General features: G+C 43.8%; 14 protein-coding genes, 2 tRNA genes and 1 pseudogene. 11 read left to right on the forward strand and 6 right to left on the reverse strand.

From position 1 onward, the window contains the following. Nucleotides 1–9 precede the first annotated feature (9 nt). The 4 genes from BZK41_RS24125 to mtfA form a co-directional block, all read right to left on the reverse strand. Nucleotides 10–1,698: an iron ABC transporter permease gene (locus BZK41_RS24125; RefSeq protein ID WP_079939856.1), complete on the reverse strand. Its 1,689-nt coding sequence runs from the start codon at nt 1,696–1,698 to the stop codon at nt 10–12. Further along, the gene (locus BZK41_RS24130) at nt 1,682–2,719 is read right to left on the reverse strand and encodes an extracellular solute-binding protein (protein ID WP_079939857.1); all 1,038 of its coding nucleotides are present in this window, start codon (nt 2,717–2,719) and stop codon (nt 1,682–1,684) included. The genes BZK41_RS24125 and BZK41_RS24130 overlap by 17 nt, the downstream gene beginning before the upstream one ends. Before the next feature lie 261 nt (nt 2,720–2,980). Next, nucleotides 2,981–3,056: transfer RNA gene (locus BZK41_RS24135), tRNA-Asn, on the reverse strand. 132 nt (nt 3,057–3,188) lie between these two features. Further along, nucleotides 3,189–3,953, reverse strand: coding sequence for a DgsA anti-repressor MtfA (gene mtfA / locus BZK41_RS24140; protein ID WP_079939858.1), 765 nt, complete (start codon nt 3,951–3,953; stop codon nt 3,189–3,191). Nucleotides 3,954–4,046: 93 nt separating this feature from the next. On the opposite strand from mtfA, the gene BZK41_RS24145 reads away from it, so the two are divergent. Further along, nucleotides 4,047–4,136: transfer RNA gene (locus BZK41_RS24145), tRNA-Ser, on the forward strand. 392 nt (nt 4,137–4,528) lie between these two features. Here the strand turns inward: BZK41_RS24145 and BZK41_RS24150 are convergent. Next, a pseudogene (locus BZK41_RS24150) lies at nt 4,529–5,362 on the reverse strand (class I SAM-dependent methyltransferase); the annotation flags it as partial. Nucleotides 5,363–6,022: 660 nt separating this feature from the next. On the opposite strand from BZK41_RS24150, the gene BZK41_RS24155 reads away from it, so the two are divergent. The 10 genes from BZK41_RS24155 to BZK41_RS24195 all read left to right on the forward strand — a co-directional run bounded on the left by BZK41_RS24155 (nt 6,023) and on the right by BZK41_RS24195 (nt 18,069). Continuing rightward, complete coding sequence (locus BZK41_RS24155) at nt 6,023–7,891, forward strand: sensor histidine kinase (protein WP_253193789.1); 1,869 nt, start codon at nt 6,023–6,025, stop codon at nt 7,889–7,891. After that, on the forward strand, nt 7,881–8,552 hold the full coding sequence (locus BZK41_RS24160; RefSeq protein WP_079939860.1) for a response regulator: 672 nt from the start codon (nt 7,881–7,883) through the stop codon (nt 8,550–8,552). Before BZK41_RS24155 ends, BZK41_RS24160 begins: the two co-directional genes overlap by 11 nt. A gap of 202 nt (nt 8,553–8,754) precedes the next feature. Next, nucleotides 8,755–9,378 carry a DMSO/selenate family reductase complex B subunit gene (locus BZK41_RS24165; RefSeq protein ID WP_079939861.1) on the forward strand — a complete coding sequence of 208 codons (624 nt, stop codon included), beginning with the start codon at nt 8,755–8,757 and terminating at the stop codon, nt 9,376–9,378. A gap of 2 nt (nt 9,379–9,380) precedes the next feature. Next, entirely contained in the window at nt 9,381–10,205 is an 825-nt protein-coding gene (locus BZK41_RS24170) for a DmsC/YnfH family molybdoenzyme membrane anchor subunit (RefSeq protein ID WP_079939862.1), read from the forward strand. Between the two features lie 30 nt (nt 10,206–10,235). After that, nucleotides 10,236–12,662 (forward strand): DMSO/selenate family reductase complex A subunit, encoded by a 2,427-nt coding sequence (locus BZK41_RS24175; RefSeq protein ID WP_079939863.1) that lies wholly within the window; start codon nt 10,236–10,238, stop codon nt 12,660–12,662. 59 nt (nt 12,663–12,721) lie between these two features. Beyond that, the gene (locus BZK41_RS24180; protein ID WP_079939864.1) at nt 12,722–13,396 is read left to right on the forward strand and encodes a molecular chaperone; all 675 of its coding nucleotides are present in this window, start codon (nt 12,722–12,724) and stop codon (nt 13,394–13,396) included. A gap of 551 nt (nt 13,397–13,947) precedes the next feature. Continuing rightward, the gene (gene tnaC / locus BZK41_RS27805) at nt 13,948–14,025 is read left to right on the forward strand and encodes a tryptophanase leader peptide (RefSeq protein ID WP_103771344.1); all 78 of its coding nucleotides are present in this window, start codon (nt 13,948–13,950) and stop codon (nt 14,023–14,025) included. A gap of 268 nt (nt 14,026–14,293) precedes the next feature. Next, complete coding sequence (gene tnaA / locus BZK41_RS24185) at nt 14,294–15,709, forward strand: tryptophanase (protein ID WP_079939865.1); 1,416 nt, start codon at nt 14,294–14,296, stop codon at nt 15,707–15,709. 108 nt (nt 15,710–15,817) lie between these two features. Continuing rightward, nucleotides 15,818–17,068 carry a low affinity tryptophan permease TnaB gene (gene tnaB, locus BZK41_RS24190; protein WP_079939866.1) on the forward strand — a complete coding sequence of 417 codons (1,251 nt, stop codon included), beginning with the start codon at nt 15,818–15,820 and terminating at the stop codon, nt 17,066–17,068. Between the two features lie 98 nt (nt 17,069–17,166). Beyond that, on the forward strand, nt 17,167–18,069 hold the full coding sequence (locus tag BZK41_RS24195; RefSeq protein WP_216350688.1) for a transporter: 903 nt from the start codon (nt 17,167–17,169) through the stop codon (nt 18,067–18,069). Nucleotides 18,070–18,123: 54 nt separating this feature from the next. Here BZK41_RS24195 and ompC read toward each other — a convergent pair whose 3' ends face one another. Next, on the reverse strand, nt 18,124–19,284 hold the full coding sequence (ompC, locus tag BZK41_RS24200; protein ID WP_079939867.1) for a porin OmpC: 1,161 nt from the start codon (nt 19,282–19,284) through the stop codon (nt 18,124–18,126). Nucleotides 19,285–19,478: the final 194 nt, after the last annotated feature.

Below are 19,478 nucleotides of genomic sequence, written 5' to 3' on the forward strand. Positions count from 1 at the left end.
GTTGCTCTCTTAACCACGGCGAGTCATTTGGTGACGCACCAACAAAATAACCGGTAGCGTGCCAGCTAAAACAATCATTAGCGCGGCGATAGCACCTTCTTCATAGGTTCCACGTGCGGCTTCCGCATACAGCAACGTTGCCAGCGTTTCAAAGTTGACCGGGCGCAAAAGCAACGTTGTTGGTAGTTCTTTCATGGCATCAGCAAAAACCAGCAGGGCGCTGCTGACTAATGCCGGGCGCAGCAATGGGAAATGGACCCGTGCAAACGTCCCCGCACCATTCTCACCCAACAGACGAGATGCCTGTTCCAGCGAGGGGGGAATGCGACCCAGACCAGAATCCAGCGCGCCAATGGCAATCGCCTGGAATCGCATGGCACAACAAATTACCAGCAGGATCCCGGCGGACATCAGCGGCAGGCCGCGAACATCCAGTAAATCTGCCAGCCAGCGGTCAACAGCCATGGCGGGGGTTAAAAAACCAATCGCCAGAATTGTGCCGGGAACCGCATAGCCTAAAGAGGCCAGACGCATCACGCCGCGACGGAATCCCGGCATGGCGTTGTCTGCGGCGCTATGACGCGCGCTCCAGGCCACCAGTATACTGACGCAAACCACCACCAGCGTAATTCCCGCCGCCAGCGATAGCGTATTTTGCAACGCTGACAGCAACGAAGAGGAAAGGGGGTTCTCATCGCCTATGCGTTTGGCGCTTTCCCACATTAAAAACAGTACCGGAGCCAGAAAACCCAGCACAACCGGCAGTGAAATAACGCCACCGAGCAGCCAGCCACGCCAGCCCTGTACGCGTGTAGGTTGTATATCCCGCAGGCTGCGGCTGCTGAATCCTTGTTTTCTGCGGCCATAAAATTCCAGCGTCAAAATAAGGAATATAAACATCAGCATCATGCAGGCAATTTGTGCCGCGGCAGATAAATCAGAACGCGAGATCCACGTGGTGTACACGGTAACGGTTAACGTCTGTACCCCGAGAAACTCTGATGCGCCAATATCGTTGAGCGTTTCCAGCAGTGCCAGGCTGATCCCAACGGCCAGTGCCGGACGGGCCATGGGCAAGGCAACACGAAAAAAGGTTCCGGTCGCGCTGCATCCCAGCGTGCGTGCGGCTTCCAGTAAATGGGCCGGCTGGCTGATAAACATAGCGCGGGTTGTCAGATACACGTATGGGTACAGCACTAATCCGAGCAGGATGATTGCGCCGGAAAGTGAACGCAAATCTGGCAGCCGGAACTGTCTTGGGCTGTCAAAACCCAGTAAAAAACGGATAAAGGTTTGCAGGGGACCAATAGGATGCAGCAGATCGAGCCACGCAAAGGCGACTATGTAGGTTGGCATCGCCAGCGGCAACAGTAACGCCCAGCTAAGTATTTTACGGCCAGGAAAATCCCATGCCGTTACCGCCCATGCGCTGCCTACGCCAATCACGCCGACCATCACCGCGACACCGGCTAATAACAGCACGGTATTTTTTAGTGCAGCAGGCAGGACATACGTCAGGAGATTATCCCAGTGAGATAAATCGGACTGGGTCGCCTGCCAAATCAGCGCAATGACCGGTGTCAGAACGCCAAGTGCGACACACAGCGCGCCAAGATGTAGCGGCGTTAATAATGACTGCGGCCCGGAAACCAGGCCGCGTAACGTCGGAAACTGCAGAGGCTTATTGATCGAATCCAACTTTATCTACCAGCAGACTAGCTTGTTTACGATATTTAACTATTTCGGTTAACGGCGTTTTATCGACGTCGATTTCACCGATGGTAGCGCTGATAACCGGGTCCAGCGTCACACCTTTCAGTACCGGGTATTCGAAGTTCGCTTTCGCATACTGCTGCTGGGCAGGTGCGGAAACCAGATATTCCATCAGCCTAACGGCATCGGCTTTATTTGGCGCATAGCGGGCTACAGCTGCACCACTGATGTTGACGTGTGTACCGCCATTTTCAAAGGTGGGTTTAACGACTTTAATCGCATCGCCCCATTGACGCGCGTCGCTGCCTTCTTTGGCGTTTTTCATATGGCCGACGTAATAGGAGTTGGCGAGACCAATATCGCAAATGCCGCCGAGGATATCGCGAGCAACATCGCGGTCGCCACCAGTTGCTTTACGCGCCAGGTTAGCTTTCACGCCACGCAGCCATTCTTCGGTCTTTGCTTCGCCGTGATGAGCAATCATTGCAGCGATCAGCGCCGTGTTATACGGGTGCTGTCCGGAACGAATACAGACTTTACCTTTGTACTCAGGACTGGCGAGTTGTTCGTAATGCCAGTTATCGATTGGCAGTGACTTCTCGGCATACAGCACGCGGGCACGCATCGACAGCGCAAACCACTGATTATCTGCGCCGCGCAGATTAGCCGGAATAGCGGTTTTCAGTGCTTCTGACTCTACTGGCTGAGTTACACCCGCTTCCACTAAATCAATGAGATTACCGGCATCGACGGTCATCAGCAGGTCGGCAGGTGAATTTTTACCTTCAGCTTTAACGCGCTCAAGCATACCGTCCTTGATATAGACCGTACTGACTTTGATGCCGCTGGTTTTGGTCCAGCTATCAAGTAAAGGCTGGATTAGACCCGGTTCACGGGTGGTATAGAGCGTTAATGTTTCCTGAGCGAAAGCCGGTAGGCTAACTGAGAAGACCAGGGCAGAGGCAAGTGTGATACGGCGCAGTCCGGCGCGAGGCAGAGAATTCATCGTTTATATCCCAGAGTAATTGGAACGTACAGTGAACCGAGCGGGGGGCTCGTTCCTTTGGCTCGCGTACAATAAATGATAATCACTAGCACTTACAATAATTGCAAAGTTTAAACGATTTACATTTACATAACTTTAATCGACGTTGTGATGCGGCATGTAACGGTGGTGCAGAGCATGCAGGGTGCCTATGAGAGAGGATTTTATCGCGACCTGAAAAGCAAAAAGCCTGCTTAGTTTCCTAAGCAGGCTTCTTAAATGTGGCTCCTCTGACTGGACTCGAACCAGTGACATACGGATTAACAGTCCGCCGTTCTACCGACTGAACTACAGAGGAATCGTGTGAACGAGGCGCATATTACTGACCTCACCCTGAGGTGTCAACAGTAAAATTAACACGTCATTTCAATTGGTTAATTAATCTTCAAATTCAGCGTTAATGCACATTCGGTGAGCGATAATGACTACCTTAGCGGCTATCACGTAACCGCTCCATGGGGTTCTGGCGGTAAAACTGAATGAAACGCTGCCATAAGGCCGGAAAACGCGGCGCAAATAATTCAGGGGCGCTGAAGAAATACTCCGATAAAACGGCAAAGCATTCGGCAGGATCGGTCGCTGCGTAGGCATCTATACTGCACGCGGTGTCACCGACCAGATCAATTTCATCCTGAATGTTATTCATTGCGGCATGCAGGTCGTGCTCCCAACCGGCGATATCGCGCAGAGGGATCGCCGGAACACCGCTGGCACGATCGCCATTACGCATATCGAGCTTATGCGCCACTTCATGGATGATCAGATTAAATCCGGAGGCATCAAAGGAATCCTGAATGTCGAGCCAGTTAAGGATTATCGGACCTTGCTGCCAGCTCTGTCCGGACTGTACAACGCGTTGGTTATGCACCAGCCCAATATCGTCTTCCCATTCATCGTCTACGACAAACGGGGCAGGGTAGATGAGAACTTCATGAAACCCGTCGAGCCACTCGATCCCCAATTCCAGGACAGGCAAACAGAAAAGTAGCGCAATGCGTGCACTTTTTAGTGGGGCCAGTTCAAACCCCTGAAGCGCTACCAATCTTTTTTGCTGTAAAAAGCGCTCGGCCAGGGCGATAAGTCTGGCTTGTTCTTGCTCGGTGAGATTCACCAGAAGGGGGATTGCCAGGGCGTCGTCCCACGGCCAGTCGTCACTCCGGGTTGTTTCTTGCTCTTTCCAGGGCCACTTAATCATCGTTTTGCTCGCAAACTCGTCACTTGAACGAAATTGACGGAACTGGGTCTGTTAAAATGCCAAATTACCTGGCATCATGGCAACCGCCAAAACGGAGAGATGCCAGAGCGGCTGAATGGACCGGTCTCGAAAACCGGAGTAGGGGCAACTCTACCGGGGGTTCAAATCCCCCTCTCTCCGCCACTACTTACCAGTACTTAACTGTTTTTAATGGTTTCTATCCAAAACTCCCTTCTTCAGTCATTCAATTGATATACCTTTCTGAAAACTTTCTGCCATATCTTCTCGGTATGTATTGAAAAAACTGACCGTTAAATACGTTATCACTTACCCAGCGTCCCCGGTAGAAATTTACCAGTATGTCATTCATTTTGTGAGCTAAGTCGTACGGCATTGCAGTCCGTCGGCTTTACTCAGTTGCTACTGGATCTGGAACCCGATGCGAATACTGATGACGTGAGTCTGTCCACATGTTGCGAGAAATTTTTGTGAGACAGTGGTCATTCATACCCTTAATGAAATAAGCGCGTCTGAAACAAAAATGCGCTTTTTATCATGGAATTATGGGGTTATATCTTTTCTGCCAGCAAAGCGTACAGTTTACCTTCAAATGTTTCACTAACCGGCCAGGCACGATTGTCTGGGCGCTGTAATACGCTGAAACCGTTGTCACTCAGGAGATGGAGATATTCTTCATCATGCCAGGCCGTCATTTGACTTCCGAAGCGAGTAGTATTGCTGTTTTCATCAATAGCCCAGAATCGGGTAGAACAGGTTTGAGTCTCCTCATCCCAGTCATGTTCTGTTAAAAGGATATGTGGGCTGGCAATAAATAATCCTTGTGGGCAGCGTTGCCAGTCGGGGCTTGCCATCCCCTGGCGTTTCACTTCAGCAAAGGTGTGCACTTCAACCAGCAATTTCCCGCCTGGCGTGAGCCAACGCGCGCAGTTTGCGATCAGTGCTCTGGCATCCGCGGCACTGAAAACATTGAGTTCTCCAAATGTCATCATAATAAAATCGAATGACTCTTCCGGCGAGTAATGACGAACATCTTGCTGGACGTAGTTGATTTCCAAACCAGCGTCATGCGCCTGCTTTTTAGCCCAGTTGATTGATGCTGGCGAGAAATCTACTCCTGTGCATGTGAAGCCGAGTCTTGTTAACGGGTTGGTATACAAGCCAGGACCGCAGCCCAGGTCCAGTACTCGTGCTCCTGCAGCCAACTGCCTGGAAATCCAGGTTACCTGCTGTTCAATTACACTCTGTCGACGGCTGGCCCAGTCATGATCCTGGGACAAATGATTTTCCAGCATGCGCAGGCTAAAGTCTGGTTCATCCCAGGGAATTTTGTCCTCGTCAGTGAGGAGTTGTATGCGACCAGTGGTGGAGATAATGGTATTGATGTCCATAAAATCCTTCTTATGAAGTTTCTGTGAATTATTACGGTTTTGCTGCTGATTGTTCATGCGTTGATGAGATAAATTCATACCGGAAAACCTGTTTGATCATCATGAGCAAAACCTGCAAACACACTAGCAGTGTCCGCATTCGATTTGGGCACATTGAGAATCAGTTCGACCTGAAGGTCGGTTGCTGACTATCGGATGATTAAAATTTCCAGTATTAAAGCCTCAGATTAGGTGACGGGGATTTATACAAACGATGATAACGTGAAAGCGGAGGGGTGAGATTGATGTAAGTAGGGAAATGTGAGCTGATTCAAAAATATTGCGCAGTGCAAAAGGCAATCTAAAAGAGATAATTGTGCATTTTTTATTAATAAAATTTAATATTTTCAGTAGTAATTATTAATATTTGCTGTGTATTTTTTTCGGTGGGTGATGTTATGTGCTGGTTGTGGGAGGATGATTGATGTAATAAATATCTTTAGTATTAGAAGGTTATATGATTCTAACGTAATCACTTATAATTAACATTAATTAATTAGATGCGTTGCAAATATATAATGGAATTCCGATGCAAATGTTTTGTGCAAAGATTGAACGCGAAGTCTTTTATTGTATTATGCTAGGTACTGCTTTCCTTAACAGTTCAGGACGTCATATAATGTGTCCTGCAAAATTTATTCTTCTGCAAGAAATAGTTCAGTGGTTCACTTGTTTGAAAATAATTCACCAGAGAAAATAATAATGGGGTTCCGTCAAATAAAAGAAAGTGTGATGGCTTTAAAAATGAAGTTATATAAACATATTTTGATGGCCATTATTTCATCTTTTCCTGTCTATGCTGATGAAAGTAAATTTGATGAGGTGGTTATCGGCGTATTTGCTGATAGAGGTATTGAGGAAGCTCAATCTCGCTGGCAACCAATGATAAATTGGTTAAATCAGCAAATACCAGAATATCGATTTCAATTACTAGCATTGGAACTAGGTATGTTGCAAACCGAAGTCAGTTCCCAGCGCCTGCAGTTCATGATTATTAATCCTTCTGAGAGTATTCGGTTGGGACGCATTTTCCCACTTTCATGGATGGCAACACTTATAAGCCCTCTTGCTGGCGGAACAACAACGGCTACAGGCTCTGCGTTGTGGGTACGTGAAAATTCTCCCTACCATACAACCGAAAACCTGGCAGGGAAACGCATTGGTACTGTTGATCGTAGGGCATTTGGCGGCTTTATGGCGATGGAAAATGAAGCATTGCGTCCAGAGTATCCTGGAAACTTTCTTTCGCAGGTTCAAGAGCTAGGATATCCGCATGAGAATATTGTGCGAGCTTTGTTGGATAACAATATTGAGGCAGCAATATTACCTGTTTGCTTAGTTGAATCACTTATTGCTAGACAAAAACTAGAAGCCGGGAAATTGCGTCTTATTAACAGTAAGACACCGACCAGTTTTGAGTGTCAGGTAAGTACAGAGCTCTATCCTAACTGGAGCTTCGCTATGCTGGGTAACGCAGATCGACAATTGGCGAAAAAAATAGTTCAATCCTTACTGAATTTACCTACCGATAGCCCTGAAGCTAAAGCCGCTCAATCTCTTGGCTGGAGTGTACCGGAAAGCCAAGTTGAACTCGACCGACTATTTGAAAACTTAGGAATTCATCCGTTACAGTTGTCTATGTGGCAACAATTATTGCGATGGATAGTGCAGTATTATTATGTGGCAATTTTAATTGCTATTATATTTACGGTTTTGCCAATACAATATGTAATATTACAATTTAGATTTCATCGTAACAGTTTGAAATTACGGAAGATGCAGGATGATTTTCAACAGATCCAGCGGCGGGCTTTAGTAGATAAATTGGGTGCCAGTTTAGCGCATGAGCTAAATCAACCCTTATCCGCAATACGCCTATATGCAGATGGTGAAATTTCTCGGCAAAAAAAAGGAGATAGTCAAACTAATATTGTTGAGCTATTGACAAAAATTCGTAATCAAGTTGTTCGTGTTGATGAGGTCGTCAAGCGTTTACGTCAATTATTAAAAAAAGAACCAGCTAGTAAGACTCGCTTTGATTTATCAAATTTACTACAAGAAACTTGTGCGTTGGTGAGTTTATATGCACAACGTTATAATATAACGATTAAGCAGGGGTATATCTCGAACCCCGTATTATTTTATGGTGATCGTATCGGTCTGGAGCAATTATTAGTCAATCTTCTTACTAATGCGATTGATTCTACTGCTGAAGCCGGAAATAGCCTTATATTCATTGAGCTGTTACAGACCAAGTTAGATATTAGTCTTTGTGTTTACGATCAAGGAGTAGGTTTGAATGCGCCGCTGTCTACGTTAATGACTCCTTTTGTCACGAGCAAAGCAAACGGAGTTGGTCTTGGTCTTACGGTTTGCCAGGAAGTTGTAGAATCACATTTGGGTAAATTTACGCTCAGAAATCGAGTTCATGGTGGTGTGGAAGCAAAAGTATGTCTTCCCAGAAAAGTGGGAAATAATTATGCAGGATAAGAAGCTATACCTGGTAGATGATGATGAAAGTGTGTTGGATGCATTATGTTTTATGCTGGAAGGCGAGGGCTATCAGCCACGTAGTTTTTCTTCTGCTGAAGAATTTTTATCATTTGTTACACAACATTCAGAATCGCTGGAAGTATGTAGTTGCTTGGTACTGGATTGCCGAATGCCAGGGATGAGCGGACAGGAACTTCAGATTAGATTGAATCAGAGTAACAGTTTGATGTCTGTTATTTTTTTAACTGGACATGGAGATATTCCTATTGCAGTGGATTCACTGAAGCGTGGGGCGGTTGATTTTTTACAGAAACCAATAGACAGTGAAATGTTACTACGAGCTATTGCTTCGGGTCTGGAGATGTCTGCGCGTCGGATTATATTAAATAAATTGATTAATGCTTATGAACAATTAACACGCAGAGAAAGAGATGTATTGCATTTACTTATAGAGGGCAAAACTAATTATCAAATTGCTGAGTCACTCTTTATAGCAGTTCGTACAGTAGAAGTTCACCGGGCTAGCATAATGCAACACATGAGGGTCAGTTCACTTGCCGAGATGATTCGACACTATACCCAGATTGAACCCTTTCTTGACCCCACCAAACAGGCTCCTGCACGCATTCGCCGTAAAAGAAAAACAACCCTACGCTGAATAACTACTGACATATAAAACTCTTATATTTCAATTGGTAAGGATGGTTTTTCCTTGCCGGTCTCCTTTTCTTCCTGCTGATTTATCAGCATTATTGATGTCACAACCCTACAAAGTATGTGGAATACCACTATAGAAACCTACTTTGAAGATATTACAGACTTAGTGCTACTTATTCATGAAATCAATAGGTTTCACCTCTATGACTCGACAATATGGTTTCTTTGTAGACAGCAGTAAATGCACTGGCTGCAAAACCTGCCAGGTTGCATGCAAAGACAAAAACACGCTTCCAGTTGGTGTAAATTTTCGACGCGTATATGAGTATGCCGGAGGTGAGTGGACTCCGGGAGTTAAGGATACCTGGCATCAGAATATCTTCGCCTATTATCTATCGATCAGTTGCAATCATTGCGCCACACCTGCCTGTACTAAGGTATGCCCAACAGGTGCAATGCATAAACGCTCGGAAGATGGATTGGTTGTAGTAGATAATTTGGTATGCATTGGATGCCGTTATTGTGAAATGGCTTGCCCATATGGTGCGCCACAGTATCATCCGGAAAAGAAATATATGACTAAATGTGATGGCTGCTATGAATTGATTAGCCAGAACAAAAAGCCAATCTGCGTTTCAGCATGCCCATTACGCGCATTAGATTTTGGACCGATTGATGAACTTAGGCAAAAGTATGGAGAAGTTGCAGCTATCGCACCTTTACCCGCTTCAACCCTGACTCAACCGTCCATTGTAATTAATCCTAATCAGCATAGTAAGCCATGTGGCGATCACAGTGGCATAATCATAAATAAGACGGAGCTGTAATTATGCAAGAATTACCGCTGGTTTTTTTTACCGTGCTGACGCAAATGGTAGCCGGAAGTTTTATTCTGTTAACAGTATTAAAACTGTGCTCTCCGGCTTTAGCGAACCTAACCCCACATGCTTTGACAAAAATAATGATTTCTTTTTGGTGCATTTTAACTGCCGCGGGAATAGCTTCGATTGCTCATGTCGGTCAACCATTTCGTATCATTAATGTGATAGCAGGAATTGTTCATTTTTCACCAATGAGTCTGGAAATTATAAGTGTAGCTATATTTGGCGCATTAGGTGTATTAGCAACATTTGTGCAATGGCGAACGGACAAAATATTTGTATCTTTGATGGTATTAACTGCTGTTGTGGCCCTTTTTCTTTTATTCGTCATTGCTAACGTATATCAGTTGCCAGGGGTAAGTCTATGGAATACGCCATGGACAGTTGTTAACTTTGTTTTTAGCGGTTTTCTCAGTGGGGCTGTACTTATTGGATTATTACTACGTGGTTTTACTTCCGTTGAACTAACCTCAAACTCATGGCTCAAGTTCATATGGATCAGTATATTATTTTTGGTATTTACATTAAATACAGGCTATTTTCTGAATCTGAATAATCAAACTCAGAAGTTAGCAGTCGAATTACCTCAGTGGTTGATAGTTATACAAGTTATTCGTGTGGCACTTATTTGCGGAGCCTTGTTTGTGTGTATAAATCCTGGTGGGAAGGTAATTACATTTAAGAGTATGTTTATTGCTACAATAGCAATTATTATAGCTGAGTTACTGGGACGAATTTTCTTTTACGAGTTGCTATTTTTAGCGCAACTATAAACATGTATAAAAATTAAGAGGGACACGGTTATGGCTAATAATGAAAATAAATTACTTAATAAAACCGGTACATGTTTATCCCGTAGGGATTTTTTGCAGTTAAGTGCTTGTTTAGGTTCCGGTGCTTTCCTTGCAACGCTACCATTAAACAGTATTGCAGCGTTGGTGATTAATGAACACGTTGGAGAAGTGGCTAAATGGCATAACTGTTGGGCGCACTGTCTTTCCAGTTGCTTACTAAAAATCATTACAGAAAATGGTCAGATAAAGCGTATTGAAACCGATGATCTGGGTGATGATGTGTTTGGCCGACACCAGGCTCGGGCCTGTCTACGTGGACGTTCGTTACATAAGCGAACCTTTGCACCAGATCGGTTAAAATATCCTATGAAGCGGGTAGGGAAGCGCGGGGAAGGAAAATTCAAAAGGATTAGCTGGGATGAAGCACTCGATGAAGTACATCGTCAACTAAGTGGCATTATTGGCAAATATGGTAATCAGGCTATTTTTAGTCGTATCGGTTTTGGTAAACCTGATGGCCCTTACCATTTTGTTCCGAGATTTCTTAATTTGATTGGTGGCTTCCTGTCTCCTGAAGGGAATTATAGCAGCCATCAAATTGATACTGCATCAAAATTTACCTATGGCGAATCCAAATATACGTTCGGTAGTGCGCCAACAGAATTGGCTCACTCTGATTTGATTGTCTATTTTGGCAATAACCCAGCAAATACTCGTATGAGTGGTGCCAATGATACTTATCACTATCAACAAGGTAAGCAAGCCAGCAGTGCAAGAACAATTATTATAGATCCCCAATATACCGATACCGCATGTGGACGGGAAGATCTTTGGTTAGCTATTCGACCTGGCAGCGATGCCATTTTGGTGGAAGCCATTGCCTGGGTTTTAATTACCGAAAATTATGTCAATGAGGCATTTTTAAAGCAGTATTGTTATGGCTATGATGAAGAATTAGGCGATGTAGAGCGAGGTATACCTCCCCTTGAACGTTCTTTAGGTTATAAAGCTTATATTTTAGGGGAAGGGGGGGATGGTCAGCCCAAAACCCCAGAATACGCAGCATCTGTTTGTGGTATCCCTCAGGAGCAAATTTATCATCTTGCTCGGGCATTAGGTCAAGCTAAAGCTCCATTTATCGCTCAGGGTTGGGGGCCACAAAGGCATGCGGCGGGAGAGCAAACTGCTCGTGCTATCTTCATGCTACCTATTTTACTTGGTAAAATTGGGTTACCTGGAACAAATAATGGTGGGTCTGACTTCTCGTTTAGTGGATCAGATATTATGCCGATGCCAATTGGAAAAAATGGAGTTCAGGCAAAGGTACCTTGTTTTAAATGGCTGGAAGCTGTAGAGCGAGGTCATGAGATGACTGCTCTTACTGATGGGATTGTTGGAGCCGAGCGTCTGACCAGTGATGTCAAATGCGTATTTATGTATCAGGGTAATTGGATGCTGAATCAGCATTCTGATTGTAATGCTACTGCAAAAATCTTAGCTGATGAAAGTAAACTGGAATTTATCTTTGTTATGGATAATCATATGACATCCAGTGCTAAATTTGCTGATATCTTATTGCCAGATATAACATGGCTTGAAAATACCCGTGTTGTGAGATTTGCAACGCACTTAACATTGACTGAGCATATATTGGATCCTATGTATGAATGCCGTCATCCTTATCTGGTATTTGCAGATTTAGCTGAGCGTTTTGGTGTAAGAGAATCTTATAGCGAAGGAAGAAGTTGGGATGAGTGGCAGAAATTTCTTTATGAAGAAAGCCGCAAAAAGCATGCGGACTTTCCTCCTTTTGAAGTACTGCAGCAGCAAAAAACAATTAGACTATCTTTTGACCCCAAAGAGCCCAGATATGTTATGCGGGAGTTTCGTGAGGATCCCTTAGCTAATCCACTGAAAACTGAATCAGGTAAAATACAAATTTATTCTCACAGGTTGGCGCATTTTTCTAATACATGGCAACTACCGGAAGGTGATCGGATCACTGCTCTCCCACAGTATCAACCTACATGGGAAAGTTATGCTGATATTGAAGTACGTAAGGATTATCCTTTACAGTTAATTGGTTTTAAATCTAAAGGGCGACCTCACTCAACATTCCATAACGTCCCTTGGCTAAGGGAAGTGATTCAGGATGCATTGATGATAAATCCATTGGATGCTAAAACACGTAATTTGCAGCAGGGACAGCTAGTGCACGTCTATAACGATCGTGGAGTTATACGTGTTCCAATTCGTATTACACCTCGTATTATGCCTGGTGTTGTGGGTTTGGGAGAGGGAACATGGTACACCCCGGACGATAAAGGAGTAGATACGGGGGGGTGCATTAACACATTAACACGTCTTAAACCAACTGCACTGGCAAAAGCTAATCCCCAGGGAACTAATTTAGTAGAAGTTATTTCAGCTCCATAAACAAAATGATATTTTAATTCTATCAGGAACCTGGACGGTTCCTGATAGCAGGGGAAATAATGTTTAAGCAACCAGAAATACCCAGCCAGACTGAATTGCCAGTATCTGATGAAGAATTGTTAGAGTTTTCTATGAAGTTATTATATCAATTCTACTACTTTGAACCGAATGCATCACGGTTGCAGCTAATGATAGAGAGTAATATTTTAGATAGTTGGCAAACAATGTTCTCATTAGAACTTATGACAACTAAAGAATGGCTGCTGCAACCTTTACATTTTGAACTATTAAAAGATGATCATCTTAATTTATTTGTAGGATTAGGAATGCCAGAAGCTGCTCCATGGGGATCGGTTTATCTACATGAAGATAATTTATTAATGCAGAGTTCAACTTATGAATTGGACTCATTTCTTAGACGTATGGGGTTGATTTTTAAACTGGAAGAATACCAGCCTGTAGATCATATTGGATTATGCTTGTCTGCATTGGTTGAGTTATTACATCGTAGCCGTATTACCCGTGATGTCAGCGATCGTCGAGCTGTGGTTGAATTCCTGAGCATCCACTTATTACCGTGGGCTCAACAGTTTTGTGGTTTATTGATTTTAAATGCTAAAACGCCTTTATATAAAGATTTAGGGAGTGTTACACATCATTTACTAATATATTTAAAAGAAGAATATGATGTAACATGTGATGAGCGGAAGCTATATTGGCCAATAAATGAATGAAGCATGTAATGCTTTTTTTCATGTCGATGCTATGTTTTTGTAGGGCAAGTCAATCACGTAGCGGAGGCCTTAACTATTGATATTGTTTAATCATTGTAAACATAACTCAGTGTTAATGGGGAAAAGATTATACTTACTTATGAGTCTTTGGGAGCAGGCTGCCAGGCAGAGACAAAGATTTGACTTGATGTATCTGGTTGCCTGTTTCAAGGCTTAGACTTGACCATCCCATTATTGAGAAATATTATCATTCGTTTTATAGTTCAGCGGGAAACCCAAACTACTTTATTAGCAATATTTGTAGATAATGACTATCTAGAGTGTATTGCTGCAAATATAAAGTTGGACAATGCTAGCGAATGCGGAATCAACTGTGCTGGCGGGTGCTTGATGAGTGTCGTTAAATCATTGCTCGCCTGCGGAGTTGTTCAAACAAACGGGTTGTGCAGAACTAATTTATCGTGATTCTAATCACAATAACTTTAACTGCTAATAGACAAAAAATCGCCATACTATAATGATGGGTTATGTTTAATAAGAGTTGATACCTAATGATTAGCTTATTTAATACATATCTGACTTCTAAGTGGTTCAACATCGATACGATGATTGTCAATCATCGCCCATAATTTTTTCTCCTTTCCTTTTCATACAATTTGCACAGGAATAGATTGAGTTTCTGTCCTTTTTGTATGCTCTGAATAATCCATAATTTATTGACTGTACAATCTTACTATACCTTTCTTGCGCGTAAGTACAGGCGTAGGTCGACGGTCATGGAGATGTACGGATAATATTTATATGGTCTATTCATCAATATTTAAAGATGCTTCGGCAATTCATTTTTTTGAGTTGCTGCAGGCGTGATATGTGTATATCTAATACAGGAAATATTCCATGAATAACTTTAAACATTTACCAGAACCATTCCGTATTCGTGTTATTGAGCCCGTAAAACGTACAACGCGGGAGCACCGTGAAAATGCGATTGTTAATTCTGGTATGAACCCGTTCCTGCTTGATAGTGAAGATGTATTTATTGATTTATTGACAGACAGCGGTACTGGCGCTATCACCCAAAATATGCAAGCAGCAATGCTAAGGGGAGATGAAGCATATAGCGGAAGCCGTAGCTACTATGCACTTGCTGATGCGGTTAAAAATATTTTTGGATATCAGTACACTATCCCAACTCACCAGGGACGAGGTGCCGAGCAGATTTATATTCCTGTGCTGATCCGTAAACGTGAGCAGGAAAAAGGGTTGGACAGAAGTAAAATGGTTGTATTCTCAAACTATTTCTTCGATACAACTCAGGGACACAGTCAAATTAATGGCTGTACCGTTCGTAATGTTTATACCAAAGAGGCATTTGATACAGCGGTACGTTGTGATTTTAAGGGGGATTTTGACCTGGAAAAACTGGAGGAAGGTATCCAGGAAGTAGGACCAAATAACGTTCCTTATATCGTCGCTACAATCACGTGTAACTCTGCGGGGGGCCAGCCGGTTTCACTGGCAAACCTGAAGGCAACGTATCAACTGGCGAAGAAATACGATATTCCTGTGGTGATGGACTCTGCCCGATTTGCTGAAAACGCATATTTCATTCAGCAAAGGGAAGCTGCTTATAAAGGCTGGAGCATTGAGGAAATTACCCGCGAGACCTATAAATATGCCGATATGTTAGCCATGTCGGCGAAGAAAGATGCGATGGTACAAATGGGGGGACTGCTTTGTATTAAGGATGACAGCTATTTTGATGTCTATACCGAATGCCGCACGCTTTGTGTGGTGCAAGAGGGTTTCCCTACCTATGGTGGCCTGGAAGGCGGTGCAATGGAACGTCTGGCAGTTGGTCTAACTGATGGTATGAATCAGGACTGGTTGGCTTATCGTATTGCACAAATTCAGTATTTGGTTGATGGTCTTGAAGCCATTGGGGTGACCTGTCAGCAAGCCGGTGGGCATGCGGCTTTCGTGGATGCAGGAAAATTACTACCGCATATTCCTGCTGAACAATTCCCGGCACAGGCTCTGGCATGCGAGCTTTATAAAGTCGCTGGCATTCGTGCAGTAGAGATTGGCTCATTTTTACTGGGTAGGGATCCTAAAACGGGGATTCAGTTACCATGTCCGGCAGAGCTGTTACGTTTAACCATTCCGCGTGCGACATATACCCAATCGCATATGGATTTCATTATTGAAGCCTTTAGCCATGTAAAAGAAAATGCCAAAAACATTAAAGGATTAACTTTTACATATGAGCCTAAAGTTCTGCGTCACTTTACTGCCAAATTAAAAGAAATCTGATAGTTAATTATTTGCCATGAATGGCTGTATTCCATAGCCATTCATGGCTCACGTTTTTATAGAAATAATATGATAGTGAACATATACAATTTATGATAAGAGGCTCGTATGGAAGAAAATGCCAGTTCAAAGCATTCATCCTTTTGGGGAATTATGGTGATAGCCGGCACCGTAATTGGCGGAGGGATGTTTGCATTACCTGTTGATCTTGCCGGTGCCTGGTTTTTTTGGGGCGCATTTATACTAATTATATCCTGGTTTTCAATGTTGCATTCAGGATTATTACTTTTGGAAGCAAACTTAAATTATCCTGTCGGTTCTAGCTTTAATACCATTACGAAAGATTTGATTGGCAATAAATGGAATGTGATCAGCGGTGCGACGGTTGCCTTTGTTTTGTACATATTGACTTATGCCTATATTTCAGCAAACGGTGCCATTATTAGTGAAACGATATCTATGCATTCGGATAGCCAGGTTAATCCAAGGATCATAGGTGTGTGCACTGCGCTGTTTGTAGCAGCTGTATTATGGTTTAGTTCATTGGCTGCTAGTCGAATTACATCATTGTTCCTTGGGATAAAAATTCTTGCTTTTGTTATTGTTTTTGGTTCGCTTTTCTTCCAGGTCGATTACTCAATTTTAAGTGGTGTGAGTGAAGTAAACGAAGATAGTCGTTCGTTTTTTCCTTACATATTTATGGCTATTCCTGTATGCCTGGCATCATTCGGTTTTCATGGCAATATACCCAGTCTGATTATCTGCTACGGAAAGAAAAAAGATAAACTGATTAAAAGTGTTGTACTGGGATCTTTTCTAGCACTGGTTATCTATTTGTTCTGGCTATACTGCACGATGGGTAACATCCCTCGTGAGAGTTTCAAGGGTATTATTGCTTCTGGTGGCAATGTTGATGCTTTGGTGGGATCCTTTTTGGGAACAAATCAGAGTGGCTTTATTGAATTTTGTTTGCTCGTCTTCTCTAATTTGGCCGTGGCCAGCTCTTTCTTTGGTGTGACATTAGGATTATTTGATTTTCTTGCTGACCTGTTCAAGTTTGACAATTCACACTTTGGACGATTTAAAACAGTAATGCTGACATTTTTACCGCCAACGTTGCTTTATCTGTTATTCCCTAACGGCTTTATCTATGGAATCGGTGGGGCTGGATTATGTGCAACGATCTGGGCTGTTATTATTCCGGCGGTGCTGGCATTGAAATCAAGGAAAAAATTCCCTAATCAAATCTTTACTGTATGGGGAGGCCGGATTATCCCTGCCGTAGTTATTCTTTTTGGTATTGTCGTGATCTTCTGTTGGTTTGGTAATGTGCTGAATATTTTACCAAAACTGGTGTGAGAGATAGCGGATAAGAATCCAGGTTTTAGATGAGTTTGTCCAGTTATCACCAGTATGCATCGGTATTGATCCGCATTTCCTTCAGGTAAAAAGTATTAATGGATAGCAAAATGATAAAGAGGATGAAAAGGATTTTACCAGGCGTGGCTTTTCTGCTTGCAGCACCTTCGGTGGTTGCCACCGAGGGAAACGGGCCTGGTATTTATCCCGATGGTCTGGAAAACTATATGTCAGGGGCTCTTCCTGCCGAAGGCGTACATGTTCTGTTGTATGGAGGCAGCGCAAGGTATGATCACGTGCGCGATAACAACGGACATGATATTTCAGGGCCGGGCTTCAGCATGAACGTTAATATTCTGGCGCCGCGCATTATTTGGGTCACGGAGCAGCATCTTCTGGGGGGACAGTTGGCTTTTCATTCTATCCTGCCGCTGCTTGATGTCACGGCTAAATCGTATGGACGAAAATATACCAGCAAGGGACTGGGGGATATCACGCTGGGTTCAGCATTGGGTTTTCATCCTTCCCCCGATCTCCACTTTGTGTTGGGGATGGATCTGTTTGCGCCAACAGGTGATTACGACCGGTATGATCCCTCAAGCCTGGGGCGAAACTATTGGGCTGTGCAGCCGGTATGGGCAATTAGCTATATCCCACAAAAGGGCGTAAATGCGGATATCAAAATGATGTATGACTTTAATTTCCGTAACGAGGAGAGTCATACACGGTCAGGCCAGGCTTTTCATGCCGATTATGCCCTAGGATGGGCTGTGGGAAATGGTTGGGTGGTTGGAATTGGGGGTTACGCATTCATGCAGACAACCAATGATGATGGGCCAAACTCAGCTTCAGCAAAATCGCAGGCCTTTTCAATCGGTCCTTCTGTCCGTTATGCCAACGACAGGGGCTGGCTACTGACGTTGAAATGGCAGAAAGAAATGGATGTGCACAACCGGCCTGAAGGATCCCAGCTTTACCTTAAAGCTTCTATTCCACTTTAGCATCGCAAAAATAGCCCGCTTCATATGAAGCGGGCTTGCTTGTTTTTGCGTCAATTAGAACTGGTAGACTAAACCAACGGCAACGATGTCGTCTGTAGCGATACCATTGCTTTCATAGAAGCTGTCGTCTTCGTCCAGCAGGTTGATTTTATAATCGACATAGGTGGACATGTTTTTGTTGAAGTAGTAAGTCATGCCCACATCAACATATTTGACCAGGTCTTTATCAGTGTAACGCGGGTTACCACGGCTATCATGGTCCCAGCCGCCTAAGTCGACACCTTTAGATTGCAGGAATGCAACGGACGGGCGCAGACCAAAGTCGAACTGGTACTGAGCAACGGCTTCAAAGTTCTGCGTTTTGTTAGCGATACCGCCATCACCGTAAGCGGTCATGTTGCGGGTTTCTGCGTACATGGCGGCCAGGTAAACATCATTGGCATCATATTTGACACCCACGGTCCAGGCATCCGCTGTTTCACCGCCAGCATAGCGGCTGGTATAGTTACTATCACCACGACCACGAGCTACCTGATTGTTAGAACGGTCAGAACTGGAGTACGCCGCACCAAGACTTAAACCGAAGTCGAAGTCATAGGACGTAGACATACCGAAACCGTCACCATTTTCTCGTGTCAGCTTCCGGCCGTCACCATTACCAGTACCTTCGCCTGAACCAGCACTTTCATTATTACCCTGGTATTGCAGTGCGAAGTTCAGGCCATCAACCTGGCCAAAGAAACCATTATTACGGTAAGTGGCAACGCCGTTGGTACGACCGGTCATATACACGTCGGTCTGGGTGTAGGAGTCACCACCAAATTCTGGCAACATATCGGTCCAGGCTTCCACGTCGTAGACCACGCCATAGTTACGACCGTAGTCGAAGGTACCGTTCTGGCCAAAACCTAAACCGGCAAAGGCCAGACGAGTTGCGGCATTTGAACCTTCACCTTCAGCAGTGTTGGCCTTTATATTGTATTCCCACTGACCGTACCCGGTCAGCATATCGTTAATCTGGGTTTCACCTTTGAAGCCCAGACGTGCATAGGTCTGATCGCCATCGTCGCCAGGGTTATCAGAGAAATAACGCAGACCATCGACTTTACCGTACAGATCCAGTTTATTGCCGTTCTTATTATAGATTTCAGCCGCATTTGCTGCGCCTGCAGCTAATAAAGCAGGGAGAAGCAGTGCCAATACTTTTCTTTTCATTATGTATTCCCTTTGCATGATAATTAAAATGAATATGTAGCACTATCCAAGTAACTACATTTTGATACTATCTATGAAGTTCATTTAATTTAAAATATAACATGTAACAAATGTATTTAAAATATTTCTAAATATTTCTTAAGTATCTTTTTATAACTTTAAATGTATGTGTATTACATTGTCATTTGTAAAAT

This window comes from Citrobacter sp. A316 (assembly GCF_002042945.1).
GTDB lineage: Bacteria > Pseudomonadota > Gammaproteobacteria > Enterobacterales > Enterobacteriaceae > Citrobacter > Citrobacter portucalensis.